The organism is Brevibacterium aurantiacum (assembly GCF_900169065.1).
Lineage (GTDB): Bacteria > Actinomycetota > Actinomycetes > Actinomycetales > Brevibacteriaceae > Brevibacterium > Brevibacterium aurantiacum.
On record NZ_FXZB01000028.1, the window covers coordinates 1 to 25,804 of the forward strand.

Sequence of the window (25,804 nt, forward strand, 5' to 3'; positions counted from 1 at the left end):
CCACACCTGGGTTGATTCCTAGGAAGAGACACTGAACATGCTTCCAGAGCATGTTTAATCCTGTCTTGCCTTACTGTTTACTGGGGAAGGGGCCTATCCTGTACACACATTTATGCCGCTAACCCGCAGTTTCCCCGGAAGGCTTGTCATGAGTGAAGAGCGTCCTGACGTCGAATCAATCCTCGCGGGGCTGAAACCGTTCCAACGCGCAACGGTTGAACACGTATATGCGCGCCTGTGGAGTGACGACGATGCAGTAAACAGATTCCTTGTCGCGGACGAGGTCGGCCTTGGAAAGACGATGGTCGCGAAAGGTGTCGCCGCGCGCGCTATCGACCATCTCTGGGAAGACTCAGAACGCACTGGCAAACCGATCACGATCGTCTACATCTGCTCGAATCAGCAAATCGCACGCCAAAATCTTGTGCGACTGGCTCAGCTCACTGACGGCGACGTGCAGACGAATGCCGACCGGCTCACCATGCTTCCGCGAACTATGGGGAGCGCCCGTGAACAGCGGGTGCAGGTCATCGCATTCACACCGGGAACATCACTGAACTTCGGAACTGGCGCCGGAACAGTGCCCGAGCGAGTCCTCCTTCACCAAATGCTCACCGGCGCGTTTCCTGAAAGGGAGTTCTCACGGAGATCATGGTCGTCATACCTCGCGGGAAGGGCAGCTGTCGAAAATTTCGACGACGAGCTCTCGTGGGCACAGAGGCAAGAACCGGTGCCAGCTGACATTCTCGCTTCGTTTCGCACGCACCTCGAAGATGAGCAAGGATCTGAAGGGCAGTCTTTCCTTGAGGAGCTGTTCGATCATCAATCGAGATGGGCGCGCACTCCGCATCGGACGGAAGAGCTGCGTCGTTCTCGGTATCCGTTCATCGCTCGCATGCGCGTTGCCATGGCGAGTGCGGCTCTTGAGCGACTTCAGCCTGATCTGGTGATTATGGACGAGTTCCAACGCTTCAAAGACCTGTTCGCGGACGACGATTCTGTTGTCCTTCCTCAGGCCCAGAAGCTGGCACAGCGTGTGATCAACGGCGAAGGAGCCAAGACCCTGGTCCTTTCGGCGACCCCGTACAAGATGTACACACTGCCCGATGAAGCTGATGGCGACGATCACTACCGGGACTTCATTGACACCGTTTCCTTCTTGGCCGGACGGGAGAAAGCGCAGGAGATCGCTCGGTCCTTGAGCCTGATGAGGAAGGGTATCCTGCTAAACAGTGACGATGGGGTGGAACGAGCAGAACGTGCTCGAAGTGATGCGGAACAGGCTCTGCGTTCAGTCATGTCCAGAACAGAGCGCCTTGCCGCCACTGCCGACACGGACGGGATGCTTGAAGAAAAAGTGTTCGGCGACCTCGTTCTCACTCCTTCAGATGTCAAAGGATGGCGGGCCCTCGACGACATCTCTCGTGCAATAGGAACGGGTGGAGCGTTTGAATATTGGAGATCGGGCCCATATACGCACAACATGATGGACACGACGGGATACAAAACACAGGAGAAGTTCCTCAGCAAGCTGGAAGCTGATGACGAAGAACTGCTCAACACTCTTCGAAGTCATAAAGATTCGCTACTGCCATGGACATCGATCCGCAACTACAAGCAAGTCGAACCCGCCAATCCGAAACTGCGTGCCCTGATCACTGATCTCACATCCAGTGGAGCATGGAAGCTGGCATGGATCAGCCCTTCACTGCCGTACTTCGAACCAGGTGGGGCGTATTCGGTCGCTGAAGCCCAGCGCTTCACCAAGAAGCTGATCTTCTCCGCATGGAATGTAGTTCCAAAGACAATCGCGTCGCTTGTAAGTTACGAGATGGAGAGACTCGCCGTTGCTTCATCACCTTCTGAGTCACAGAGGGGACGAGCGTACGATGACCGAACAGCATCCCCGCCTCTGAGGTTCGGGTGGGATACGGAGCGAGATCTACCTCGAAATCTGCCTAACCTCAGTGTGCTCTACCCTTCGCCCACCCTTGCCCGAGTAGGCGACCCACTTGCAGTGGCGCAAGAAATTGGGCAGGGACTGCCGTTGGATCTTGAAGCTTACGGACAACACGTGGAAACCCGGATAACAGCGATGCTGTATGACGCTGATATCCATCCTCGAAAGGGAGCAGAAGGACTTCGCCGTCGCTGGTACGGTGTCGCGCCTTTTCTTCTTGATCGCGCTGCTGCACTCCGTGAGGGGTGGGCCGCACAGATTCCCCATGATGCATGGTCGGAGGGCGACGGTGGAGGCCGACTGTCTGATCATGCACGATGGGCTCTCGACCCGCTGTTGGAGGAGATGGGCCCGCCGCCAGAGGACCTGGCCACCGTGCTCACAGTGGTCGCTGCCGCGGCTCCCGGAATCTGCGCGCTGCGTGCAATGACGCGCATATCCGAGGACGCCTCTGCGCTGTACAACGCAGAGGTGCGGCAGCACGCTCTGCACGCAGCACTTGGCTTGCGCAACCTCTTCAATCGACCGACTTTAATGGCCATCGTTCGTGGCGCCACAAATGACTCGAGCAATGATGCTGATTCATATTGGAGGCAGGTCCTTCGGTATTGTTTCGACGGTAACCTTCAGGCCGTTCTGGACGAATACAGTCACACTCTCAGCGCAGAACTGACAGGCGTCTCCGCCACCGAGCAAGCGCACAGACTGGCGAACCAGATTCAGCGTGCCGCGTCCATTCGGACCGCGCCGAACGGCGTCCACGACATCCGTGTCCGGCATGGACGCGCAACCGTCGAAACGCGACAGGTGAATTCGCATATCGCGGCACGCTTCGGCCGCGTTCAATCAAGCGAAGGTGCGTCGGAACGTGAAGCCACAGTGAGAGAAGGCTTCAACTCTCCGTTTTGGCCTTTTGTCCTCGCAAGCACTTCTGTCGGCCAGGAGGGCCTTGACTTCCATACCTATAGTCATGCTGTCGTTCATTGGAACCTTCCGTCTAACCCTGTGGATCTTGAACAACGGGAAGGTCGCGTCCATAGGTACAAGGGCCATGCGGTTAGGAAGAACGTTGCCGACGAATACTCGGAGCACGCGGTCGGAGAACCGGCTGGGGATCCGTGGGAACGAATGTTTCAGGCTGCCGAGGCTTCGCGACCTGAGGGCGATTCCCTCCTCGACCCCTATTGGGTGAAGAGCGGTGCCGCGAAAATCGAGCGGTATGTGCCGGCGATGCCTCTGAGCCGAGAAAGCCGTCACTACCGCTCCCTCGTGCGGACCGTCGGCGCATACCGGTTCGTCCTAGGACAACCCCGGCAAGAGGAGCTCATCCGGTTCCTGGGCCCTCATGCGTCCAACTTGAGAATCGACCTGTCACCACCGAGTTCGGACCGCCCAGAATGATGACTCTCAGTTCGCCACATCTTTAGGTTGTTGCATTCAGTCGATCAAGTTCGTCACGTTTGCGTCTGGCCATGTGATTCGCCTACGGCATGTCTCGTTCATCGCCATTGCCAGGTCCAAATCGCCCTGATCACGACAGCTGCCAGAGGGCGGCCATTTCCGTCGACGGCACGGTGCATCTTCGTCGTCAGCCCACCGCGTGAGCGATCGACGCCATATCCAGCCAGTTCACTCTCCGAATGCTCTAGCTGTCCGGCACCGACTTCAGGACCGACCGTGGCTAGCGACGATCCTGCGGACTGTTGCTTCCAATTCGGGGATGTCGTCTCGGGCTGTCACCCAGACGATCGTCCTTGATGTGTCGAAGTATCGATGCGCGAGCGAATCGCGATCCGGATGATTTCAGATCACGGAATCGAAGGCTCGCTGGCGAACACAGACTGAGGCACATCTTTCGCTGCTTCACCGATTTCGATCAGCCGAACTCTCATCGCGTCAAACAGCATGTCATCGTCAGAACCAGCACGTTGCAGATAGCTTGTGATGGCCTCACATGCGGAAAGCATGTCGAGCAGCCGCAGATTCGGGTCACTTGTCACAGCGGAACCTCGTCGAGCAGCGCCGTCGCTGAAACCGAAGCTTTGAGCCCGTTCCGGGGAATGAGGTCGACTTCTCTCCCCAGGATGCGCTCCGCGACAGATCGCATCTTCATCAACTTGGATAGGCCGACTGAATCGTCGATGTCAACGAGCAGATCCACGTCGCTGTCGGGTCGATCATCGCCACGAGCAACGCTGCCGAACACGGAGATATTGTGGCCTCCAAGTTCGGCGAGCTTCGCGATGAGCTCAGCGGAGTGGGTTCGAACCTCGTGCAGTGAATCCGGTTCGGATTCAACCACGAGACGGAATCCCGCCGCCGTCAGCAGGACGTCCAATGCTGAGACTGATGGCTCACGTCGCCCTTTTTCGTACGAGCTGATGACGCTTTGCGCGACCCCTGATCTTTCCGCCAGCACAGATTGGGTCAGACCCGCGTATTCCCGGGCCCGACGGATCATCGCACTGGCTCTCGACATAGCAACACTATAGCGTATTCGCAATAACGACTGTCGAGCTCAGCAGACAGCCCACCCCGACGACCTGCCGGCACTGTCTATCCGCGTGAGTGAGCAGGGCCTAGTCGAATTGTTCGAGACTTCCTCAGAAGCAAGCGGAAACGGATCCGGCTGCTGCGATTAGCAGCCGAATTGGAGCAAATGGGCGCCTACACGTGCCGAGACGTCGCAGCCGGAAACCCTATGTCAGTACCTACGTCTACTGTTGTTTCAAGCACTTCACAAAGGAGACAACGATGACTTCTCGTTCTGTTCACCCGGTCCCTGTCCGTACGTTGATCAGCCCTGCGCGCATTTCCGATGACCCGAGCGCCGCCGTGGCCGCTGATCGAATAGGAGCTTCAGTGGCGGGACCAGTCGATGCAGTCGTACGAGCACCTCGGACCGAGGAACACTTCGTCAGAATCGTGTCGTCCCGGCCCAGCAGCGAAGTCAACCCCCATCTGTGGACCTGGCAGGCGGAAGCCCTCGACACATGGCATCAGTCAGAATGCCGAGGTGTCGTCGAAGCCGTGACCGGGGCCGGCAAGACGATGATCGGCATCACCGCGGCCTTTGAGGCATTCCGCCAGGGCATCAAAGTGCTTGTTCTGGTCCCGACCGCGGAATTGCAGTCACAATGGCAACGCCGCCTAATGGAGACCCTGCCCCAGGCAGATGTCGGTACGCTCGGGAACGGGCGGCGAGATTCCCTCGGCGCTTGCGACATTCTCGTGGCCATCATCAATTCGGCGACTCGGGCGGAGCTGCTGAAAGAGCATTCGGATGGTCTGCTCATTGCAGACGAGTGCCACCGGTACGCGGCGAAGTCCTTTTCGAAGGCTCTGCGATCCGACTTCCGCTACCGTCTCGGTCTGACCGCGACCTATCAGAGGCCGGACAAAGCGAATACAGCCGTTCTCGATCCCTATTTCGGTGGCGTCGTCTTTCAGATGTGGTATGAGCGTGCCCTGCGCGACGGCGTGATCGCCGAATTCGACATTGCGTTTGTCGGGATCGGCTTGACCGACTCGGAGCGCGGCGAATATCAGGTCGCCAGCTCAGCGATCAGCAAACTCGGCATGTCCTTGAAGAACAAGCTGAATCTTCAGGAGGCTTCGTTCGATCAATTTATGGTCGCCATCCAAACTTTCGCCAAGAAGAAGAATGATCCTTCTCCGATTGTGTTCATGGCCCGGAAGTATCTGGACGCGGTCGTGAAGCGACAACAGGTGCTCACCAACGCGAAGAACAAGATGAAGATCCTCGAGGGAATCGCGCCTGTGATAGCCGAGTCCAAGGGAAGTCTCATCTTCTCGCAGACAGTCGATTCATCGAGTCAAGCTGCGCTTCTGCTTCAGCGAGCGGGAATTGAGACCAAGGCTGTGTCGTCGGCGTCGAAGCCGCACGAACGTCGCGGAGCCATGCAGCAGTTCGCCAATGGTTTCGCGAAGGTTCTGTGTGCTCCTCGCATCCTTGACGAGGGCATCGATGTCCCCGATTCGGATCTCGCAGTTGTGCTCTCCGGCAGCAAGCAGCCTCGCCAGACCATTCAGCGTCTCGGGCGTATTATCCGACGCAAGAACGACGGACGACACGGACGATTTGTCGTTCTGTATGCGATCAACACGATTGAAGACGAGACTCAAAATCGCGATCAACAGTTCGGACCAGTTGTCCCTTCCGCCCGACGGATTGCTGATTTCACCGAAACGCAGATACGCGAGCTGCGGAAATTCCTGAGGGGGCCGGTGCCTGAAGCACCAATTGCGCCGCCGGAAGCTCCCGGTAGCAGCTCTGCGTCAGAGCCGACCCTGCCCGTCGGTACGACGGTCGAGCATTTCGTTCCACCACCTCTGCTCGCCGAAGACCTCCCCGATCAGAGCGGCGGAGATGAGCAGCCCACATCGAAGAAGATCGTCCTCGTCAAGGAAGCGGACGACGAACCTCAGGAACTTCTGCGCAGTGTCACAGATACTGATGACCTCGTCGGTGTCTACCTCAAGCAGATCGGCCAATACCCGCTGCTCAGTGCCGCCGAAGAAGTCGCAGTCGCAAAACGCATCGAAGCCGGCATGTATGCGACACACGTGCTCAGCCTTGGGCAGTATCAGACCCGGCGTGAACGCAGGTCACTCGAGTGGGTTGAAGCCGACGGAGCCGCCGCGTATGACGAGATGGTGACGTCCAATCTGAGGTTGGTCGTGTCGATTGCCAAAAAATACAACCGCAGCAAACTTGCGTTCCTTGATCTCATCCAAGAAGGCAACCTAGGTCTTGTCCGAGCGGTCCAGAAATTCGACTACACCAAGGGTAACAAGTTCTCCACCTACGCTACTTGGTGGATTCGTCAAGGAATTGACCGCGGGATCGGGGACGCTGCCAATACAATTCGCCTCCCAATCCATCTCTTCGAGAAGGTCTCAGAATTCTGGAATTGCATGAGGGATGATGAGTCCCGTGCCGCTTGCGACCATGATCATTCGAAAGTCGAGCAGGCACTCCGGATGCAGCCGGCCTCCCTGGAGGGTTACCTCGATCTCCAATGGGACGGACACTATGCCGAGAGCCTGATGTCGTTCGACGACCGCATTGCCGATCCAGACGTATTCACTGACGACCCTGAGACAAAGATCGTCGATGTGGAACTGCTGGAGACTGTCAACTCCGTAGTCGACAGTCTGCCTGCTCGTGAAGCTGAGATCATTCGTCGTCGATTCGGGTGGAATGGCGAGCCACCTCAAACCCTAGATGCCATTGGCAATCGGTTCGCGGTGACACGTGAGCGCATCCGTCAATTGGAGAAGAAGTCAATTGAGAAGCTCAAGGAACAGTTCGAGGCACACTCATTCTTCGCTGAAACCCACTTGCCTATGCCGAAGAAATCGATGGCGGCAACTCTGACCAGCGATTCGACGCTTCAGACCGCAGGAGATGACCCACAGCCGACTGAGTGTGACAAATAGGGCGGAGAAAGGCTGAAGGCTCGTCTCCGAGGGGCAGCGGTGCCAGCCGCCCGCAATCATTTGCTGCTCTATGGTCCACTGCGTTCCTGCTCAGGCGAAAAGTACGCGCTCTGACCTGCAACGAATCAGACGGTCAGGCCGAGTTTCCGATAGTATTAACACCTTTGTACCGTTCTCACTGGCCCGGTAACCGAATTGCAGATGGGTGAGTCCCATAGAGTGGTGGCATTCCCACCAGGGACTTCACCTCCAAAAACGTGAAGAACCATCGTGGGATCCGCGCAGATGAGGTTCTCCAGACATACACGCCAAGCCTCTTGGACGATTCCAGCAGCCCGCATAAGGCTGACCATCGATAGCTGTCGCACAAACTGAAGAGCCGTCATAGCGGGCCACGCAGCGAGCGAAACAGCAGAGTGCGCTGCGTCGTCGTTGCCGGTGTCACCGGTTCAGTCCCCGTACCCAGGCCAACTGTTCTGCGCAGTACTTCCGCCGTGCGGCATCTTCCTTCATGAGCAAGTCCGTCTTATGCAATTTGAGCTTGTGCGGGCTTCCTGTCCGTTCCGTCGTATGTGTCACCGGCAGACCCTGCGCATCGATGGCACTGTGAATGTGTTGTCGGCGCGGCTTCGCCAACGGCCAGGTCAGCGATTGCTGCTCCGACGATGCCAGGAATCCGGCCAAGTGATCGCAGTCGGCGCACCCGCAGCCGGAGAAGGGAATCGACCAGTCATCGGCGGCGCGTTCAGGCTTCGCAATTTCAGCCTCGAGACGACGCCGGCATTCGGCGACGATGGGGGCGAAGTTCTCGTCGGCCGGGTCCGCCGCCGATTGCAGAACGGACACGTAGAAGGGAATCAGATCGCCGCCCAGGCCGTCGAGGCCATCGACGATCGCTGCGGCGTGGTCCCTCGTCGCCGCCGACACCACCTCGGCGACGAAACCGCCGAGATCCGCCAATGATCTCCACGCCTGAGCTGGCGGCATCTGCCTTGCCGCCGAAGCGACCTGCTGGGGAATGAAGGCTGCCGCATGAGAGATCAACACCTCAGCGACGGTCGCACCCGATGGGGACTCGCCTGTTCGCAACACAGCGATCGTCGACGCCATGGAGGTGTTCACCCATTCGGTCAGGGCACGGACTCCGGGCGATGTGAAGCGCGGCCCGGAGGATGCCCACGAACCCAGTAGGTCACGAAGCCAGGTCGTTCCGTACCTCTCTGTCAGCGCGCCCAGCGCCTCCGCTTGCTCTGCACCCAGACCCGCAATTCCGTACGGGGTGAGTACGACGGTCGCGGCTGTTCTGTCCTCGACGCCCAACGCCACTTCCAATGCCAGGTCGAGCGACTCGGGACCGGCTCCCGACCAGAACGGCTCGAGCGACCGCGCATCGGCGGCCGCCTCGGCGATCTGCCCCTGAGTCAGCCGATCGGCCAAGGTTCGCAGCGCCCATCCAGAACCGGCCTCGGCACGAACAACGAACGACGATTCCATCGGCCACAGGATGATCGCGGCCCGCCGGTACCAATGGTCGACGGTGTTGCCGTAGTTGCCCATATAGCCTTCGTATTCGGCCGCATGAGCAGTGAGCTGCCGGGTGGAGGTGACCGCCAGCGTCTCCTCCTCCCCCACTCGCGATTCGATCGACTCGCCGATCCCCTTGTCGGGAACCATCCACCAGTTCAAGGTGATAACGCCGTCGAGCAGTTCGCCATCGGTGTCGAAAGTCTCGATGTCGGGTTCATTCTCGTCGTCCCAATAACGACCACACCGGTTGCCGTAGTAACCGCCGCGGTCGTCGATCGCAGCCTCGCGCGTTTCGTGGATCTCGCTCAGACCGAGCATCGCTTCGCAGCCGGCAGATCGGGCGGCGCTGAGCAGGCATGCGGCTCGCAGGCGGTCGCCGCCCTTGAGCGTGGTTCGGCTCAGACCGTGTCGGCTGTATTCGTGGTCGAGGAGGAACACCATCCGCTGGGGAGGTGTCGCATTCCCGCCACCCCATCGCGGCTTGACCGGTGTGGTGAAGTATTCGGTGATCAGAGCCCTCAGTTCGCTGTCGACGGGATCGCCGGTGCCGGCGTCGTCGGCAGCTGTGGTTGTCATCGTGTGGTCGTCGTCCGTCGTGTCTTCGGCCGCTGGGTGGTCGACGAGGAGGTTGAAGGTCAGTGTCACCCGATGACCTGACGTCACCGGCTTCACTTCGTGCCGTCGGTCAGCGTAGAACGCTGCGAGTGTGATGTCGTTCGGGTCGCCGGTGAAGATCCGGTCAGCACCGTGGTCGTCGACGACGAGTTCGCCACCGGTGTGGGTGGTCGGCAGTCCTACCACGAGTGTGGCCAGCATCGAGTCGTCCTTCTCCGAGTCCTGATGCGGCAGGAAGAACTGCCCCTCCCCATAGACGAGCATCGAGTGGAGTTCGGCGCGGACCGTCGCATCGGCAGGAATTCCCAGCGCGGCACTGAGGCAGCCGAGAGACTCGTTAAGCGCTCCCGTCCAGTTGTCTGTCCCCGCGGCGCCGGTTGGGTCGCCGAGGTGGACGTGCGCCGGATCGATCACCCAGGTGTCGCGGACTGTGGGGTCGAAGACGGTGTCCTCGCCACTGCCGAAGTGCGCGGGTTCGGCGATCGAGATCAGCGCTGCGATGTCGTCTTCGCCGATGGGGAAGGACAACGGCGCACGATCAATGAGGATGTTGAGGCCATCGGGCGGCACACGTGTCGATGCCGCATGGACGATGTCCGCACCGACGCGGCTCAAGTGGGTCTTGAGTCGGTCGGCGATCGGTTGCGAGGGCATCATTCTCCCAGTCTCTTCAGCGGGTCAGGGACCCAGGTCGGCCAGTCCGGCGAGCCCACCAGTGCTCCGAGTTCAAAGCTGGCGCACAGGTGGAACGGTCGGCGAGCGCTGCTGTTGTCGTACAGGTTCGCCGAATCAACCGTTCCGATCGTCTCCGCGACATGTTGCCACAAACGCTCATATCTCTCCCGGATCTTGTGCTCCGGCACTGCGTGCCCCCCGCGACGCACACGCTCGCGCACTCGCTGAACCGTGAGGTCGACGGGAACCATGACGATGTGCAGTGTGACGAGGAATCCGGCATCGGCAGCATCAGTGACCAGCTGGACCTTACTGGGGTGCGAGAACACGGTCTCTGAAATGAATGATCGCTTCTCGGCGATGAATTCCCGCCTTAGCCTCTCTGCGATCCGTGCTGCTTCATAGGCATGTTCCAGCTGAGTGTCCGGCCATCTCTGCGCTGCGATGACGTCGGCGTTGATAAACGGCAGATGCGTCACAGGTGCCAGGACGTCATGGACGTAGCTTGATTTCCCAGCGCCGTTCGGCCCCGCGAGCAGATGCAGAACCGGCATCAGGTCGTTGGACGATGCACGACCAGGTTGCCGTCCTCGTCCAGCTCCGAATACTCCTCACCGGCTGAGTCGAAGCCGGCTGCGTAATCCAGCCCCTTTCGCAGTGTGCGAGTGCGTTCTTCCCACGCCTCGCGCACGATGGCCTGTTCTCTTTCGGCGAGCGAGTCATAGGAGCTCGTTCCGGCCAAGACCTGCGTAATCTGACGATGGTTGACCGTGGGCGACGATTCCATTTCACGCCCGATGCGAGCCCAATGCGCAATCTGCTGAGGCACCGTCCTCGAGGCGGCCTTAGCCGCCGCGACAGCGGACTCGTAGACGTCTGCCGGCAATCTCGTCGGTTGGCTGCTCCTGTTCATGAATCCATTGTAGTACGACGCTACACTTGTTTTCCAGGGGCGGACGACGTTTCCAGGGCAGGTCGATCATTGTCGAATGTGCAGACTTCATCCGGTGTATGAAGACACCGAATACACCTTGACCGCTCCTGCCTCGTTGCCCTTCAGCAACAGGTGCGCTGCGTACCAACTGCCTTCTTCGTCCGGGTCGATTGTCTCGCCTGGCCCTTTCAGTCCGCAGATGACGTCGCCGGCTTTGATGGAATCGGCGCCGAAACCGCCAATTCCTTCCATCAGGCCAACACCATTGCTCATGGTGTAGTCCCCGTATTCCTCGTCCACGACTCCGATGAGTTCGCAGGTATCGACTTCGGTCCCGTCCTGGAGAGCCACGTTGCGGTAGGTCAGCGGTGGGTTCGCAGACGCATCCCCGATGACAATATCCAGGTCTCGCATGACCTCATCAGTGGCCATCGCACCGGCAGTGCCATCGTCGCCTTTCGCGGCCGCATCGACGAACTTCTGAACTGCTTCGACCTCCGGCACCCGGACAGTTTCTCCATCGGCGGTGAACAACGCATCTTGAGGGTCGTATCCGCCCTTCGACCATGCGAAGCGGAGTTCCGCTTCGCCTGTGCGCTCTGCGGCGTTGTATTCCTCGTCGCCGTAGACGGCTATATTGCTCACCGTCGCTGTCATATAGGGGCCGGTGAGGTCGATCGCGGAGACGATGCTGCGGTTGAAGTCGGCAAGCTGTTGGAAGTCCGAGTCCTCGCTCCACGGTTCGATCGAGGTGACGAGGTTCAACTTCTGGTCATAGACACCGACCGAATCCGTCACCCAGTTCCCACCCGGATAGCAGACGAAGTCGATAGCCACCATCGGCTTCGGTGTGGCCACCGACGTTGTCACGTCATTGATGGCGATCGATGACCCGTAGTCTCCTTCTGCGGTTTTGCCGTCTGCGAATGCCTGCTTCGCTCCCTCGGCCATAGTTAAGTCTGCACAGGCAGGAGGGACCTCCAGCTTCGCGTTCCGGATGTCGTCCTCCGACGGAAGCTTCGGTGCCGGCAGCGCCGAGATGCTCTCATCGAATCCCTTGTCCGCCGTAACGGATTCGTCGTCCGAGGAATCCGTGAAATCGAACGAGCTCACTGCGCCCTCATGCTGGATGCGCAGCTGACTGCCGGTGACGGCGAATCCGTCGGTCGGTGCGGACACTGCCCACAGCTGGTCACCGGTCGAGACATCGAGGCCTTTGACCCCGCCCGAGGTTCCGATGATGAGAACACCATCGACGGCTGTCCACGACGGGGTGACGCGTTTGTCACCGAGTCCGGTCACCTCGGCGGCGGAGGGATCGAGGTCCTGCGTCCACAGGACGCTGTCGGAATCGACGGCGGCAAGAGTATGACCATCGGAGACCACCCACGGTCCGGTCTCCCCCGCCTGGGGACCGGCGATCATCGAGACATGGGCCTCAGGTCCGAGATTCAGACCGTCATAGGTCTGATCGTCCGGCCCGGTCACTGCTCCTTCATCTTCGATGTCGAGAGGAACCCTCGATGATGCGGGATGGGGGTCGACATCGGCCTTGCTCTCAGCTGTCGTCATCGACCCGTCGCTGAGTGCGACCGCTCGGTCCCCGCACTGGACAGCCTCGCCGGAGACGCGGCATGCGGTGGGAGTGCCGGCCAGTTTCTCCTCGTCGTCGGAGGTGTCGTCGGAAGCGTCCGGGCCGAGCGCCTCGTCCAGCGGCGCGGTCTCGCCGGTGTCGATGTCCTGGTGCGGGATCGACACCGTCCAGGCGGGCTTTTCATCGTCACCCACTTGGGTAAGAATCGAGGTGGTTGACCCGATGAACCGCAGGATCTCTGGGGAGGTCTCACCGGCTTCGGCAGAGGCAGTCAGCGGGGCGCCGTTGAGGCGCATGTCCGCACTCAGACCGCTGAAGTCCATGACATCGGATTGGCTGGGAGTCTGAGCGTAGTCGGGTTCCGGATCGCCGAAGGGGTTGTACCCGGAGAAGAAGGCGAAGGAGCCTCCAGCGATGAGTGCCACGACCGCAACTGCGGCAATGCCGAGCAGGACGGGTTTGGATTTCGATTTCTTCGTCGCGCCCTGCTCGGACGAGGGCGGCTGTGATTCATAGGAATTCGGGTGGTCGCTCATACTCAGTGAATCTAGCAGGAAGCCCTGACGCGACTACACGAACTGTAGTGGATCACCGAAATGTTGTCAGATCGCAATTGTGGTCAACGATTGGGAGGAGCACACGTCCTCATCGACTCGATGGCACTGGGCTGCCTGACGCACCTACGAACTCACGGATCGCGGGCAGCTCGCGGCGGGCCTGGGACAGTCCCATGCGATGAGCAGCGGCGAGGCGTGAAAGGTCACGGGTGCCATTGTCGACCGGCATCCGCTCAGGAGCGAAGACGTGTGCCTTTCCCTCCGCTTCGAGAGCGAAGATCCGTTCGCGCGTCTCGTTGTACCGTGCCCACCGGGTCAACAGCGCCTCCGCCAATGCGGGATACCGACGGAAGATGCTCCGGTAGACTGCGGAGAAGCGCTGCGGCGCCTTTCGATACGAGCGCTCCTGCGTGAGCACGATGACGAACTTTTCGAAGCCCTCTATCTGTGCCTGACTCAGAGCGATTCCGCCGTCCTCGCCCATCGCCCCGTCGACGTACACATGCCCGTCTAAGTGGACCGGCGGCATCAGCCCAGGCATCGTCGAGGAGGCGCGTACACGGACCATCAGATCCTCGATCTCAGGAGTGTCTTTCCGCGACCAGACAACATCATCACCGGATACCGCATCGAACGCGACAATCCTCATGTCTGCAGGACTCGATTGAAATGACTCCCAGTCGAACGGCAGCGCCTCGTCGGGGCCGCCCGCCTGCTGGTAGATGTACTCCGCGTTGAACATGCCCTGCCCACGAGCGAAATAGCGCAGGCCGCCGAACTGTTCATCGGCGGCGAACTCGACGAATGACCGACGAGCGCGTCGCGCGTCACCGGACAAGTAGTTCACCGCATTTGAGGCCCCGGCGCTGATACCCGCGACCCAGTCGAAATCCAAGCCAGCTTCGAGCAGCGTGACGACCATCCCGCTCGTCAGCGACGCCCGCATGCCACCGCCCTCGAAGATCAGAGCTGTATCGCCGATCCGAGTCGTGTCCGCCGCTGTCGTCACCTGACTTGCACCTTTCATAATCGTCATCCTAAAGAAGGCTACCCGATGGTAATTGACCGGCACCCAAAGACGGCGGAGTCACCGCCAAGACAAGAGCATCGATGTCAGTCAGCACTGACCCCGAGATCCCGGTCGACCACATCGACCTCGGCCTCGCCGATGCCCACTTCCAGGATCAGGAGATGACCACAGTGGTGCTGCGAACCCTCAACAGAACGGCGAGTTCCAACCCGGCAGCCTTCCGCCGCGGGCTCGCTCATGAGCCGGCGACCGGAACTGCTGACTTCGTGGGCTCGAGCCGACATCATCGAAGACCGTGACACGGTGCTGGACCGTGACAAGCTGCTGGAGTGAGCGGAATTCTGGACAACCTCACTGATCAGCCGTCCTCGGCCAGCGCCTCATAGGCGGGACGGAGCACCTCGGCGAGGGGCTGCTTGCGCACCGTGACGTCGATTGGCGGCACCTGTTCGAGTACGGAGACCGCCGTCCCGAGCGGTCGTGGCGGGACGATCTGAGCAGGTTGGAAGTAGAACGCGTCGAGGAGCTCGGTCAAGGGCACCGGGGCGGAGTTCTCCGCCGTCGACCCGGTGTGCAGGTGCTCGAGAAGGTCCTCGCGTTCGCGTCCTCGCCAGGCGAGGATCCGAAACGGGTCCTCATCGAACTGTTCGGCGAGCAGATAGACCACGGCCGCGACATGCTTGCACGGCACCGCAGAGTCCGGACAGGAGCAGTCGAGAGTGAGCTCGCCCTTGATCGGGAACAAGGTCAGGCCCACATCGTCGAAGAGCTTCTCGATGTCGGCGGGCATCTGCCCTGACAGCAGTTGAGCGACGAACCAGGCGTCCTCGTTCATCCTCTCCTCGATGCTCGCCCATTCGGCCTTGCCGTAGGCGCGCAGTCCGATGCGCACGCGGTAGGGACGAGCCCGCGAGCCCTGCACAGTCGCATTCACCAGACCGGCATCGAGGTCGATATCGAGAACCTGACCTCGACGGGCATAGTTACGGCCACGGGTCAGCCGAGTGCCCATTCCCATGCCTTCGAGGACGGTGATGAACCGTGTCGACCACCAGGCCTGGGCCATCGAACCGCGTTTCGATTTCGCACGGATGCCGCCGTCGACCGTGCGCGGCTTCGAAGGCGGATAGAACCGGGACCCGAATGACTTACTCACCGACGGCATCCTTCGACAAGGTGAGAAGGTCGTGCAGACTGTCCGTCGACATCTCGGTCAACCATGACTCTCCCTCACCGACAACCATATCGGCCAACTCCTTCTTCTCCTCGAGAATTGCGTCGATCCTCTCCTCCAAGGTACCGATGCCGATGAACTTGCGCACTTGCACCCGGCGTTTCTGCCCGATTCGGAACGCTCGGTCCGTGGCTTGGTTCTCCACAGCCGGGTTCCACCAGCGGTCGAGGTGGACGACTTGGTTGGCAGCGGTGAGATTGAGCCCGGTGCCTCCGGCTTTGAGGGAGAGCACAAAGATCTTCGGACCGTCCGGTTCCTGGAAGTCTTTGACGATTTGGGTGCGACGCTGCTTCGAGGTGCTTCCGGCGAGATAGGCGACATCGGTGTCGAACTTGGCCGCAAGGTGAGGCACGAGCATCTCCCCGAAGTCGGTGAACTGGGTGAAGCACAGCACCCGATCCCCCTCCGCCAGGGTCTCGGACATGATCTCTTCGAACCTCTCGAGTTTGCCCGACCTCTGTCCGATCGCCGAACCGTCGTGGAGGAGATGGGCAGGATGGTTGCAGACCTGTTTGAGTTTCGTCATTGCCGCCAGCACCAGTCCACGTCTCTCGATACCGCTCGATTCCTCGATGCGCCCCATCATCTCGGCGACGACGGATTGGTACAGCGAGGCTTGTTCGACCGTGAGGCGGTAGTGCTGTTTGATCTCGATCTTCTCCGGCAGATCGTCGATGATCCGCGGATCAGTCTTCGTCCGTCGCAAGATATAGGGCCGAGTGATCCGACGCAGGCGGTGCGCTCGCTCCTCGTCGGCCCTCACCTCGATCGGACGGACGAATCGTTCGCGGAACTTCTCCGGGGTGCCAAGCATTCCCGGGTTGACGAAGTCCATGATCGACCACAGTTCGCTCAACCGGTTCTCCACCGGGGTGCCGGTCAGCGCGATCTTCTGTCCCCCGTTCAGACGCCGGATGGCCTTGGTGGTCTGGGAGAGGCGGTTCTTGATCACTTGTGCTTCGTCGAGGACGACGCGTACCCAGCCGATGCGTTCGAGTGCGGCGATGTCACGGGATGCGGTGGCGTAGGTGGTGATGACGAGGTCTGACTCGGCGAGAGCCGCATCAAATGCGTCCCCGCGGGGACGGGCCGACCCGTAGTAGACGAGGATGCGCAAGCTGGGGGCGAACCTGGCAACCTCGGCCTCCCAATTGCCGATCAGCGACATCGGGCACAGCAACAGAGTCGGGGCACTGGTCGCAGAATCAGGGTCAGCAACGGCGCTGGCGCGTGCGCGGGCGGTAGCCTCCAGGGCGAGCAGCTGCACGGTCTTGCCGAGACCCATGTCATCGGCGAGGACGGCGCCGATTCCCAGACGTCCGAGGAAGTCCAGCCAGCTCAATCCCCGAGCCTGATACGGGCGCAGTGTGGCCCGGAAGTCCTCAGGTGGGTCGACTGTCTCGATGGTCTGGGCCGCAGTGCCGTCGAGCAGGTCACCCAACCACCCGTCTGCCTCGACGGAGGTGATCTCCAAGGGCGTCTCGAGTTCCTCAGGATCGCCGAGGGCGAGCGTCATCACCTCGGAGATTGGCATCTGGCCCTCCTCATGGTTCTTAAGGAAGTCGAGTCCACGTCTGATTCGCTCTTGGTCGACGACAATCCACTGTCCCCGCATCTGCACCAAGGGTGCCTTGGCAAAGATGAGGGCCGCGATCTCGTCATCGCTGAGGCCGTGGTCCCCGACGGCGAGCGCCCAGTCGAAGCTGGCCAGCCCGTCCCTGCCGATCTTCGCTTCCTGTGGGTCGCCGTCTGTCGGTGTGGCATGGAGCTTGAGACCGACCTTGGGCGTCGTGCCCCACCAGGACGGCAGCTGCACCTCGACCCCCGCCTCGGCGAGTCCGGTCGCTGCAGTATTGAGGAAGTCGAAGGCCGCCGAGGTGGAGAGCTCAAGTTCCGTCGGTTCGGCCCTGCGCAGCCCCGCCTCGAGATCCGGGTATACCCGTTGAGCGCGAGCGAGTTCGGCCAGCAGCACCTCGCGGGGTTTGTCGAGCCACCTCGCCAGACTCCCATCGTCATCCCAGACTCGAAAGGCGTCGATGACGAGGCTCTGGTCGCTGCGTGAGCGCAGGAGGAAGTCGAGGTGCCAGCGAACTTCGGCAGCGTCCGATTCGGTGAGGGCGCCTCCTTCAGGTTCAGGATCACGCAGGCGCAGGACCAACTGTGCCGGACCAGGTGACTCCGCTCCTTCGCGTACCCACGGGTCGAGTTCACGGATGAGTTCTTCCGCCGCGGCGGGGGCGATGTCGACACGTGCATCATCACCGGTCAGTGACTCGAACCACGTCTCGGCGGCGGGCAGAGTGGAGGGACGACGGCCCCGCCGAGGTGCCAGTAGGTTTGCGGGCAGGCGCCGGCGCACGAGGGCGTCGACGACGCCGTCCAAGAGTCCCAGGGTCAACTCGGCCTGCGGTGTCTCCGGTGCGGCGGCGCGAAAGGACGGCGGCATGGTCTGGACCAGACCGTGGTTCGTCACGGCGTCGGCACCGGTGGCGAACACCCGCCACCGGGCCTGCACCTCGGTGGTGGTGGTGTCATTGTCGTCTTCGTCGTCTCGGCCGACGATGACACAGGTGGGGAGCACGCGGGAACGATCCACGAGCATCTCGCCATGTCGGCGAAGTTCAGCAACATAATGAACGGAGGCGGCCGGTCGCACGTCGACCTCCGACTGATCCCCCAGGATCGAGTCGAGAACAGAGGACAGTTCGGAAGCGGGAATCCGCATCACGGGCACAGACCACGGCAGCAGAGACGGAGCCGAAGAGGACCGGCGCCGAGGCTGGATGCGCACCATCTCGGGTGGATCCAAGGGCGAGCGCTGCAGGGATGGAAGCAGGAGAGTCTGGGGCGTTCTGCGAGCCCCCTCTGAGCGCCCGAGAATGTCGGCGAGTGAGTCGGTGGGGACGGCGAAGGGGTGGTCGCGGACTTGGCGCACTGCTGCGCTGGGGCTCGAGACCGGGAGGGCGGAGTCCTCGGCCCACATGCCGATGTCGATTCCGTACTGGGCATCGGGCAGTGCACAAGCATGCAGAACGTACACTCTGACTCCTTCACACCTGGCTCACCGGTCGACGCATCTACGATACAGTCTGCCGAGCTCTCATCATGGACTTTGTCAGTGCCGGTGAGGGGCAGGTTACGATCGATGCTGCCACTTGTCGGCTCGCGTCACCTCAACAGTTCGAGATGGTCGGCGTCGAGAGCGATCCCGCTAGGCTGATGGACATGGCAATCGGTCGTGGCTTCAACGCTCTCTGGAGCACGAGCGCGCTATCGAACCTCGCCGACGGCCTCGCGTTCGTCTCAATGCCGCTGCTTGCAGCCTCGATGACGGATGATCCTCGCCTTGTAGCCGGATTGGCCACTCTCTATGCCGTGATCCGACTCGTGGCTGCTTTGCCGATCGGCGTCTGGGTCGACCGGTTTGATCGACGAACATTGATCGTCGCGGCCAACATTCTGCGAGGAGGTGCGCTGGCCGGATTCGCGCTGACCATCCAGTTCGGGGTCTCCTCCCTCATCGTGCTGTACTCGGCTATGGCCGTAGTCGCGGCTTTAGAAAGCGTTGCAGACAGCGCTGCAATAGCGATCCTGCCGTCGCTTGTCGGGACCCAACGACTGGAATCTGCGAACGGACGTATTGCAGCGACGCAGTTGATCGCCGATGAATTCGCTGGCCCTCCCCTGGGTGGATTCCTGTTCGCACTTGCGGCCTCAGTCCCCGCCTTTGCAATGGGCGGGCTCTGGGCGCTTGCGGGAGTCATCGCTCTTGCTCTGCCGACCCGGAGTCCGTCGACACTGTCCGCTGACGCACATTCCTCCCGACGGTCAGTCTTTGCTGAGGCTGTCGATGGCATTGCCTGGTTGCGACGCCACCATGTCGTCGGCGGCCTGGCCGTCATCGGAGCACTCGCAAGCATCGGCTACATGTTGCCGTTCTCGATCCTCGTTCTCTTCGCCCGGGAACGTCTCGGGCTGAACGGCACCGGTTACGGCCTGCTGCTCGCGTTCTCCGCCCTCGGAGGTCTCCTCGGTTCAATGCTTGCATCGCGCCTCCGCGCGCGTCTTGGGTCCAGATGGACGATTGTTGCCAGCCTCATCCTGGGAGCAGTTGCCCTCGGCGGCCTTGCGCTCACTCAGAATCCAATCGTCGCGGGCTTGCTGTTGGCGCTCTATATCCTGCACGCCGTCGTTTGGAACATCTGTTCGCTGTCGTTGCGGCAGCGACTCGTTCCAGACGACCTCCTCGGACGAGTCGGTGGGGCCACGCGAGTGCTCGGACTCTCTGGCCTGGCCGTCGGATCCGCGCTCGGTGGCATTCTGGCCGATTTCGACCTGAGGATTCCGATTGCTGCGGGAGGAGTGCTTTTCCTCGCGTGCTGCTTCGTTGCGGTGATCATGCTTCGAGGAGAGCTGGATTTGGGCATTCGACCAACAAGTGCACCGCGCGAATCTGGGGACTGATGCAAGAAGTGTCGCTTGCCGGGGTTGAATGTAGCAGTCGAATCTCTTAACTCTGCACTATTCAGACTGCTACACTTGGAATACAGTTTGGAGGCACACCATGACCGCACACGCATATGGGGCTCCGCAGAACCGTCAACTGCAGGCCCAGAACCTCGAATGGTCGCAGATCAACGTGGAGGGACTGAGCCCAGCCGAAGTTGAAAATGCCCTCGAGCTGTACCGGACCATCGTCCAGGAACAACTCGATGAGCGCTCCTCCCTGTCCAAACGTTTGGCCCATTCGTACCTGACAAGGACCATTCAGCTCATTCCCGAAGCCACCCAGAGGCAAGCGCAGCGCAGCGTGGCATTCCGGGCTCGGTTGCTTGAAGAGGAGGGCGTGGAGACTTACGAATCCCTGGCAACCTTGCGCGGATCTTCGCAGAGCACCGTTCGCACCTGGGTGGCACGGCAACGGGAGCAACTCCACATGTTCACCATCGACGTGGAGGGCAAGACGTTCATCCCAAAAGTCCAGCTGACCCATCGCGGGACGCTCAATGTCAACGTCACCGCCCTGATTGCACCGCTGCTCAAAGTCGGCATAGGCAGCTGGGGACTATGGTCTTGGCTCACCGCACCCACTGGTCTGCTCAGTGATGAGATCCCAGCAAAGGTTGCGGAGACGAGCCCGAAGCGGGCAGTGAATGCTGCCGAGCTCTATGCAGAGGATTTGAGGGATGCGAAAGATCGGACCGCATGAGCCCGATCATTCTGCCGCCAGAGCGTCTCAGGTGCCCCGATCCCGCGAAGTGCCCCGTCGCTGTTGACGAACTCTGTGATGCTGTCGCGGCCGGCGCATTGCCATTGACGGTGTTGAAAGCCGATAGCGAGTGGTTCAGGGTGTTCAATACTGTGGACGGATACGCCACACCCAACCCGGGCAAAGGGAACTCTCGGTTCTCACCATTCAACGAAGCGGGGACCCAGGCACGCGTCCCCAGCATGTACCTCGCCGACACACTCGAGGCGGCCCTGCTCGAAACCAGTTTCCATGCCGTCCCGATCCTGCCCCCGAGAGAAGTGAACGTCTCCACCCTCCTCGGCATGGCACACGCTCAAGTCAAACTTCCAACTGATCTCTCCGTCGTGGATTTGCGGGACCGGAGCCTGAAAGCCATGGGAATCGGCCGGGCTGGCCTCGCCTCGAGCCCGCGGGAGCACTACCCCTGTACGCGGCGAGTGGCCAAACGCATCCACACCTCAGGGCAGAACATTGCCGGTATTCTCTGGCACTCCCGGCAAACGGAGATCAATCAGCTCCCAGCAGCGGAAGTGCTTGTGCTCTTCGCCGATCGAGTGCCGACTGACCGCGGAGACTGGCAGCTCGTGCCCAACTTCTCGTCCATGGGGGCACTCCTAGAAGGGTCTGGGTGGTTGCTTGTCGATCGGCTGGCGGACTCACTGGGCGTGACTCTCGTTGACGAGCTCACCTGAGGCGCGCAGTGTCGAGAAGCTGGGACGGCAGGTCTTTGACGGCCTTTCCAATTTCGATCGGACGGACTCCTATCGCGTCGCAGAGCATGCCGTCTTGAGGATCGCGGCTCATAATGAGACCTCATCTCGAGACGCAGTCACAGCAGCTTCCTTCTTCAGCCCCTCGCGAGGAATCATGTCGACTGCGCAGCCGAGGATCTCCTCGGCTCGGCTCCTCATCCGCATGAGCTTGAAGAGACCGACAGAATCATCCAGATCTACAAGCAGATCGATGTCGCTGTCCGGTCGGTCGTCTCCGCGAGCAACACTGCCGAACACGGACATGTTCGTGGCGCTAAGTCGTGCAAGCGCTTTAATCAGCTCGCGAGAGTGAGAGCGAACAAGGCGAAGTGTCTCCGGTTCCGGTATAGCGGCAAGGCTGTACCCTGCCATATTGAGAAGAAGATTCAGCGCTGCCACCGACGGTTCTCGATTGCCACGCTCGTAAGCACTGATGAAACTTTGAGAGAAACCGGCGCGCCGAGAAAGCACACTTTGAGTCAGCACTGCGTCCTTCCGCGCTTGACGGAGAATGGCGCCTGTAGTGCTTATATGCTCATATTATCGCGCATCCGCTGTATTTGAACGATTTAGGGTGGCCGCGGCATTCGCGCCCTTACCCCAACCTGTCCCAGGCCATCCGTTGCCTCAGCGCCGGTGCCAGCACCAAAGCAGCGATAACACTGCCGACCAGCAGCACCCACGCCCCGAAATACGTGAACAGCTTGAGCTCCGGTGCCAGCTGCGGACCGAAGTTCGCGGCCATGAGGATCACGCCGCCGAGGATGAGTGCCGTGGACACGATCACCTGGATGAACTGTTCGACCGTGGATTTGAGCAGGTTCTTGATCATCGAAATGTTCAAACCACTTGTGCCGACGTCGAGGGTACCGTCCTGCAGATGGCCGGCAATCCGTGAGAGCTGACCAGGCAGCTCCGCGATCTGTGGACCCACTGCGGCCGCGTAGAGGGCTGCCTCGTGCCGGTCGACGCCCAGTCCCCCGACCTCACGCGGCAGGCTGCGCCCATTCTGCGTGACCAGGGCCAGCAGGTTCAATTCGGGATTGAGCCTTGTGATCGACCCTTCCAAAGTGCTGATGGCTCGGAAAGCGGTCGCCACCGACACCGGCATCGGGAACCCGAAGTCCACGACGAAGTCGATGAGCTCCCCGAACAGAGCCGCCGAGGTTGACCCGGGCTGACCGTCACCGTATTTGAGCAGAATCTGTCCGATCTCACGCTGCAGCTCCCGGAGATTGACGTCACTGGGAGTGCCGAGGAGGTCGAGGATTGCGGCAGTCGCGGCCTGGGAGTTCTGGGAGTCGAAGGCCATGAGCAGCAGAGCGATGGCGCGACGGTCTCGTTTGTCGATGCGGCCGACGGCGCCGAAGTCGACGAGGCCTGCTCGGCCTGCTGGTGAGATGACGATGTTGCCCGCGTGCAAATCTGCGTGAAAGATGCCTTTGCCCAGCACCTGCCGAACAACCATGAGGAAGAGGTCCTGGGCGATCTCATTGCGGGCCAGTTCGGAGAGGCTGTCGATGACCTCGGTGGCGTGCGAGAGAGGAACGCCTTCAATGAGATCCATGACGAGGACGTACTCACCGGAGTACTCCTTGTACACCCGCGGGATGCGCACCATGGAGTCTGTCCCTGAGGTGGATCGACCAGTCTCGTCGGCAGTGCGAAGTGCTTCGATGTGCGCCAGCTCCCCGCGGTAGTCGAGTTCTCCCTGCAGGGAATCGACGAAGCTGCGGGCCAGCTTCCCGATGCCGACCCTACTCGCCCAATCGGTGGACCGTTCAAGGCGCTCGGCGAGGGTGAGGACGATATCGCAATCGGCTCGAACCTGTTTGCGGATCTTCGGTCGTTGCACCTTCACTGCGACGACCCGACCGTCCCAGGTGACGGCACGGTGGACCTGCGCAACCGAAGCTGCGGCGAAGGGGACCTCGTCGAACTCTTCGAACACCTCGGCGACGGGCCTGCCCCACTGGGCTTCGAGCTGGTCCTTGACCTCTCTGAACGGCACCGGCGGCACTCCGGCCTGCAGGGTAGAGAACTCCTCGACGAATTCGTGCGGGATCATGTCACCGCGGGTGGCGATGAACTGTCCGAGCTTGATGAAGGTGACACCGGCCGCTGCGAGCGCATCTCGGGTCGTCGATGCGATCTCTCGCAGGGAGACCCGCAGGGTGGGGATTCGCGGTTTGAGGTAGCGGGAGAGACCGAACTGGATGAGGATCTTCTGGATCTGGGCCAGGCGGCTGAACCGGCGGTACCACGTGGGAATCTTCGGCGCTGAGCGCAGCAATGACGTCAAAGACCCGGTGGGCATGACGAGTTCGATGGCGAGTAGGACGAACATCTGGATGACGATGAACCATGCGAAGAGGAGGAGGAAGATCATGATCGCCGGGAAGCTCATGTCCAGCGTCGGATAATTGCCTCCTTCAGCGACCCCCAGCAGCCGGTAGGCCTGCAGGGTGATCGGCCAGATGGAGAGACCAATGGCCAGGGAGACGATGATGTTGCGGGCGGCCCCCGTGCCGGTGAACATCATGCGCCGCACGAGGAACCCGACGATGAGCGCGTTGATGAGGCCCAAACCGATTGAATAGAGGATCGTCACCCGTCAAGCCCTTCTGTCGTTCGATCAGATGCGCGCGGATTTCACACTGCGGTGTCCGCTGCGCGCCTCCACCAGCCTAGTTGATCCGGAGGGCATGGAGTTTGAGAGTTCGCAGTACATCGGGGAGCCAGAGAACTGGCCCCGAGTCCTACGTCAAGGCCGGTCAGTTGGCGCTCCAACGCTGCGGCAGCGCGACTCTAGATGTACTGGCTGGGGAGGTTAGTTAACCACCGAATCCGGCGCATGCTATGCCACTGGCACCTTCGCAGCGTTCACAGACACAAAGTCGTGAGCAGCAACAAGGGCACGCAGGTCACAGTCCAGCCCCTTTATATCTCTAAGGACAGCACGGCATCCCGCAGTCGACCATCCTCTCGCGAAAGGCCACCAATGACCTCGGCAAGTCTCACCTCGGTCTGCACCATTCGACTAGTGCCGCCCCGCTCAGCGTCTCGAAGAGAGACGAACACCCGAGAATAGTCAGGGTCGTCAATTGGGTCTGCCACTCGCTCGTTCTTTACGGCGGCGGTGGGTCCGAACTCAAGGCGGAAGGCCGGCTGTGCATCAGCACGTTGCAGCTCGACGGACCACTCCCACTGTCCAACGAGCTTGGTCACGACCTTTTCAATTCGCCCTTTGTTGACCGCCCCATTGACCTGCTCCACGAGGACGGATCGCGCGAAGCGCCGCAAGCCATCCTTGACTGCGGCCAGCGTGGTACGGCTATCTTCGAATTGTCGCCGAGCATGCTCGGCCACTAGCTCTGCAAACTCCTGCGTTACCCGGTCCCGCGGCCGATACCCATACCGTGCAGATTCGCCGGTCTCGCACATGGCTTTGATGAAGGAAACTTGATCGTCGACGTCCACTGCCGCTGGGCCTTTCACGAAGTATTGAATCATCTGTCGGATGAAGAAGAGCTGGTCTGGATGTTGCCGACACCACGACCCATCGCGTTCCACGTGGGCTTGCAGGTCGGAAAGAACGTCGGCATAAGTGACGATGCTGGCTTGTTCCCAGCCGTCTCGTTGCCGGTGGGCTTCATGGCGATGGCAGAGCAGAACAACGGCTGTTGCCCTGCCGTCCGTGGCCCCGTGGGCGAGATACCGGCGGTAGTCATGGCCGTGTCCATCCGAGGTACCGTAATTCTCGATGACGATCGCCGCATCAGACCTCGAAAGAACGATGTCGGCAATATCCATGCCAGCCCCGTCAGCGATGTCTTCATCCCCTAGGGTGTTGACTTCCTGGATTACGCGATAACCGCTGGGCGGCAACTGCGCGTCGTCCCGTAACTGGTCATTGACCCTCGCGAGGAAAGCGCGCTGGAATACGTCTCCAAGTTCATGAGTGGTATCGGTGGCCAACAGCCAGGCAAAAATGTTCGACAGTTGCTTTTCGTGCGTGCCGTGGTGCATCACTCGAAAGATATTGAACTGCTCGGCTAAGCTCCGAGAGAGTCCCGGCAGGAGCTTCGTGACAAGGTCGTTCATGTCCGTTGAGAGTCGGGCCATAGCCCAATACTAAGCCACAGGTGATGCCTGTGTGGACCGTTGACATCTGGGCACTATCGGCAAAGTCGCTAGGCAAGAGATTTCACT

The 25,804-nt window shown here is 60.6% G+C and carries 19 protein-coding genes; 6 read left to right on the forward strand and 13 right to left on the reverse strand.

Going from position 1 to position 25,804, the window contains the following annotated elements; translation table 11 throughout:
• Positions 1-148 precede the first annotated feature (148 nt).
• Positions 149-3,361, forward strand: a complete 3,213-nt coding sequence (locus BAUR9175_RS16370; RefSeq protein WP_096177813.1) for a helicase-related protein — start codon at positions 149-151, stop codon at positions 3,359-3,361.
• Between the two features lie 264 nt (positions 3,362-3,625).
• Here the strand turns inward: BAUR9175_RS16370 and BAUR9175_RS19975 are convergent, their stop codons facing one another.
• From BAUR9175_RS19975 to BAUR9175_RS16385, 3 genes are read right to left on the reverse strand one after another with little or no spacing between them, the layout of a single operon-like run.
• Entirely contained in the window at positions 3,626-3,709 is an 84-nt protein-coding gene (locus BAUR9175_RS19975; protein WP_371860678.1) for a hypothetical protein, read from the reverse strand.
• A gap of 59 nt (positions 3,710-3,768) precedes the next feature.
• Positions 3,769-3,960: a HepT-like ribonuclease domain-containing protein gene (locus BAUR9175_RS19525; RefSeq protein ID WP_205677262.1), complete on the reverse strand. Its 192-nt coding sequence runs from the start codon at positions 3,958-3,960 to the stop codon at positions 3,769-3,771.
• Entirely contained in the window at positions 3,957-4,439 is a 483-nt protein-coding gene (locus BAUR9175_RS16385; RefSeq protein WP_096177814.1) for an XRE family transcriptional regulator, read from the reverse strand. The genes BAUR9175_RS19525 and BAUR9175_RS16385 overlap by 4 nt, the downstream gene beginning before the upstream one ends.
• A 275-nt stretch (positions 4,440-4,714) precedes the next feature.
• On the opposite strand from BAUR9175_RS16385, the gene BAUR9175_RS16390 reads away from it, so the two are divergent.
• Positions 4,715-7,423: a sigma-70 family RNA polymerase sigma factor gene (locus BAUR9175_RS16390; protein ID WP_096177815.1), complete on the forward strand. Its 2,709-nt coding sequence runs from the start codon at positions 4,715-4,717 to the stop codon at positions 7,421-7,423.
• A 441-nt stretch (positions 7,424-7,864) separates the two neighbouring features.
• On the opposite strand, the gene BAUR9175_RS16395 is transcribed toward BAUR9175_RS16390, so the two are convergent.
• The 5 genes from BAUR9175_RS16395 to BAUR9175_RS16415 form a co-directional block, all read right to left on the reverse strand.
• Positions 7,865-10,222 carry a 2OG-Fe(II) oxygenase gene (locus tag BAUR9175_RS16395; protein ID WP_101584556.1) on the reverse strand — a complete coding sequence of 786 codons (2,358 nt, stop codon included), beginning with the start codon at positions 10,220-10,222 and terminating at the stop codon, positions 7,865-7,867.
• A complete protein-coding gene (locus BAUR9175_RS16400; RefSeq protein WP_009884111.1) occupies positions 10,219-10,794 on the reverse strand; it encodes an ATPase in 576 nt (191 codons plus the stop codon). The genes BAUR9175_RS16395 and BAUR9175_RS16400 overlap by 4 nt, the downstream gene beginning before the upstream one ends.
• Positions 10,794-11,153, reverse strand: a complete 360-nt coding sequence (locus BAUR9175_RS16405) for a TA system antitoxin ParD family protein (protein ID WP_029417373.1) — start codon at positions 11,151-11,153, stop codon at positions 10,794-10,796. The genes BAUR9175_RS16400 and BAUR9175_RS16405 overlap by 1 nt, the downstream gene beginning before the upstream one ends.
• A gap of 87 nt (positions 11,154-11,240) precedes the next feature.
• Entirely contained in the window at positions 11,241-13,304 is a 2,064-nt protein-coding gene (locus tag BAUR9175_RS16410) for a PQQ-binding-like beta-propeller repeat protein (protein WP_009884113.1), read from the reverse strand.
• 109 nt (positions 13,305-13,413) lie between these two features.
• On the reverse strand, positions 13,414-14,352 hold the full coding sequence (locus tag BAUR9175_RS16415) for a patatin-like phospholipase family protein (RefSeq protein ID WP_009884114.1): 939 nt from the start codon (positions 14,350-14,352) through the stop codon (positions 13,414-13,416).
• Between the two features lie 83 nt (positions 14,353-14,435).
• On the opposite strand from BAUR9175_RS16415, the gene BAUR9175_RS16420 reads away from it, so the two are divergent.
• Positions 14,436-14,654: a hypothetical protein gene (locus BAUR9175_RS16420; RefSeq protein ID WP_009884115.1), complete on the forward strand. Its 219-nt coding sequence runs from the start codon at positions 14,436-14,438 to the stop codon at positions 14,652-14,654.
• Between the two features lie 59 nt (positions 14,655-14,713).
• Here the strand turns inward: BAUR9175_RS16420 and BAUR9175_RS16425 are convergent, their stop codons facing one another.
• A complete protein-coding gene (locus BAUR9175_RS16425) occupies positions 14,714-15,511 on the reverse strand; it encodes an SWIM zinc finger family protein (RefSeq protein WP_009884116.1) in 798 nt (265 codons plus the stop codon).
• Positions 15,504-18,629, reverse strand: a complete 3,126-nt coding sequence (locus BAUR9175_RS16430) for a DEAD/DEAH box helicase (protein ID WP_101584557.1) — start codon at positions 18,627-18,629, stop codon at positions 15,504-15,506. Before BAUR9175_RS16430 ends, BAUR9175_RS16425 begins: the two co-directional genes overlap by 8 nt.
• A gap of 185 nt (positions 18,630-18,814) precedes the next feature.
• On the opposite strand from BAUR9175_RS16430, the gene BAUR9175_RS16435 reads away from it, so the two are divergent.
• The 3 genes from BAUR9175_RS16435 to BAUR9175_RS16445 all read left to right on the forward strand — a co-directional run bounded on the left by BAUR9175_RS16435 (position 18,815) and on the right by BAUR9175_RS16445 (position 21,532).
• On the forward strand, positions 18,815-20,053 hold the full coding sequence (locus BAUR9175_RS16435; protein ID WP_035279151.1) for an MFS transporter: 1,239 nt from the start codon (positions 18,815-18,817) through the stop codon (positions 20,051-20,053).
• A gap of 100 nt (positions 20,054-20,153) precedes the next feature.
• The gene (locus BAUR9175_RS16440) at positions 20,154-20,798 is read left to right on the forward strand and encodes a hypothetical protein (protein WP_101584559.1); all 645 of its coding nucleotides are present in this window, start codon (positions 20,154-20,156) and stop codon (positions 20,796-20,798) included.
• Positions 20,795-21,532: an RES family NAD+ phosphorylase gene (locus BAUR9175_RS16445; protein WP_101584561.1), complete on the forward strand. Its 738-nt coding sequence runs from the start codon at positions 20,795-20,797 to the stop codon at positions 21,530-21,532. The genes BAUR9175_RS16440 and BAUR9175_RS16445 overlap by 4 nt, the downstream gene beginning before the upstream one ends.
• 108 nt (positions 21,533-21,640) lie before the next feature.
• Here the strand turns inward: BAUR9175_RS16445 and BAUR9175_RS16450 are convergent, their stop codons facing one another.
• The 3 genes from BAUR9175_RS16450 to BAUR9175_RS16460 all read right to left on the reverse strand — a co-directional run bounded on the left by BAUR9175_RS16450 (position 21,641) and on the right by BAUR9175_RS16460 (position 25,696).
• Positions 21,641-22,123 (reverse strand): XRE family transcriptional regulator, encoded by a 483-nt coding sequence (locus BAUR9175_RS16450; RefSeq protein WP_307722868.1) that lies wholly within the window; start codon positions 22,121-22,123, stop codon positions 21,641-21,643.
• Between the two features lie 64 nt (positions 22,124-22,187).
• Entirely contained in the window at positions 22,188-24,203 is a 2,016-nt protein-coding gene (locus BAUR9175_RS16455; protein ID WP_101584563.1) for an ABC1 kinase family protein, read from the reverse strand.
• A gap of 329 nt (positions 24,204-24,532) precedes the next feature.
• On the reverse strand, positions 24,533-25,696 hold the full coding sequence (locus BAUR9175_RS16460; protein WP_244223195.1) for a PD-(D/E)XK nuclease family protein: 1,164 nt from the start codon (positions 25,694-25,696) through the stop codon (positions 24,533-24,535).
• Between the last annotated feature and the right edge of the window lie 108 nt (positions 25,697-25,804).

Coding starts and splice junctions, on each gene's coding strand:
- BAUR9175_RS16370 (WP_096177813.1), top strand. CDS start 149: ATGAGTGAAGAGCGTCCTGACGTCGAATCAATCCTCGCGGGGCTGAAA.
- BAUR9175_RS16385 (WP_096177814.1), bottom strand. CDS start 4,439: ATGTCGAGAGCCAGTGCGATGATCCGTCGGGCCCGGGAATACGCGGGT.
- BAUR9175_RS16390 (WP_096177815.1), top strand. CDS start 4,715: ATGACTTCTCGTTCTGTTCACCCGGTCCCTGTCCGTACGTTGATCAGC.
- BAUR9175_RS16395 (WP_101584556.1), bottom strand. CDS start 10,222: ATGATGCCCTCGCAACCGATCGCCGACCGACTCAAGACCCACTTGAGC.
- BAUR9175_RS16400 (WP_009884111.1), bottom strand. CDS start 10,794: ATGCCGGTTCTGCATCTGCTCGCGGGGCCGAACGGCGCTGGGAAATCA.
- BAUR9175_RS16405 (WP_029417373.1), bottom strand. CDS start 11,153: ATGAACAGGAGCAGCCAACCGACGAGATTGCCGGCAGACGTCTACGAG.
- BAUR9175_RS16410 (WP_009884113.1), bottom strand. CDS start 13,304: ATGAGCGACCACCCGAATTCCTATGAATCACAGCCGCCCTCGTCCGAG.
- BAUR9175_RS16415 (WP_009884114.1), bottom strand. CDS start 14,352: ATGAAAGGTGCAAGTCAGGTGACGACAGCGGCGGACACGACTCGGATC.
- BAUR9175_RS16420 (WP_009884115.1), top strand. CDS start 14,436: ATGTCAGTCAGCACTGACCCCGAGATCCCGGTCGACCACATCGACCTC.
- BAUR9175_RS16435 (WP_035279151.1), top strand. CDS start 18,815: ATGGCAATCGGTCGTGGCTTCAACGCTCTCTGGAGCACGAGCGCGCTA.
- BAUR9175_RS16440 (WP_101584559.1), top strand. CDS start 20,154: ATGACCGCACACGCATATGGGGCTCCGCAGAACCGTCAACTGCAGGCC.
- BAUR9175_RS16445 (WP_101584561.1), top strand. CDS start 20,795: ATGAGCCCGATCATTCTGCCGCCAGAGCGTCTCAGGTGCCCCGATCCC.
- BAUR9175_RS16460 (WP_244223195.1), bottom strand. CDS start 25,696: ATGAACGACCTTGTCACGAAGCTCCTGCCGGGACTCTCTCGGAGCTTA.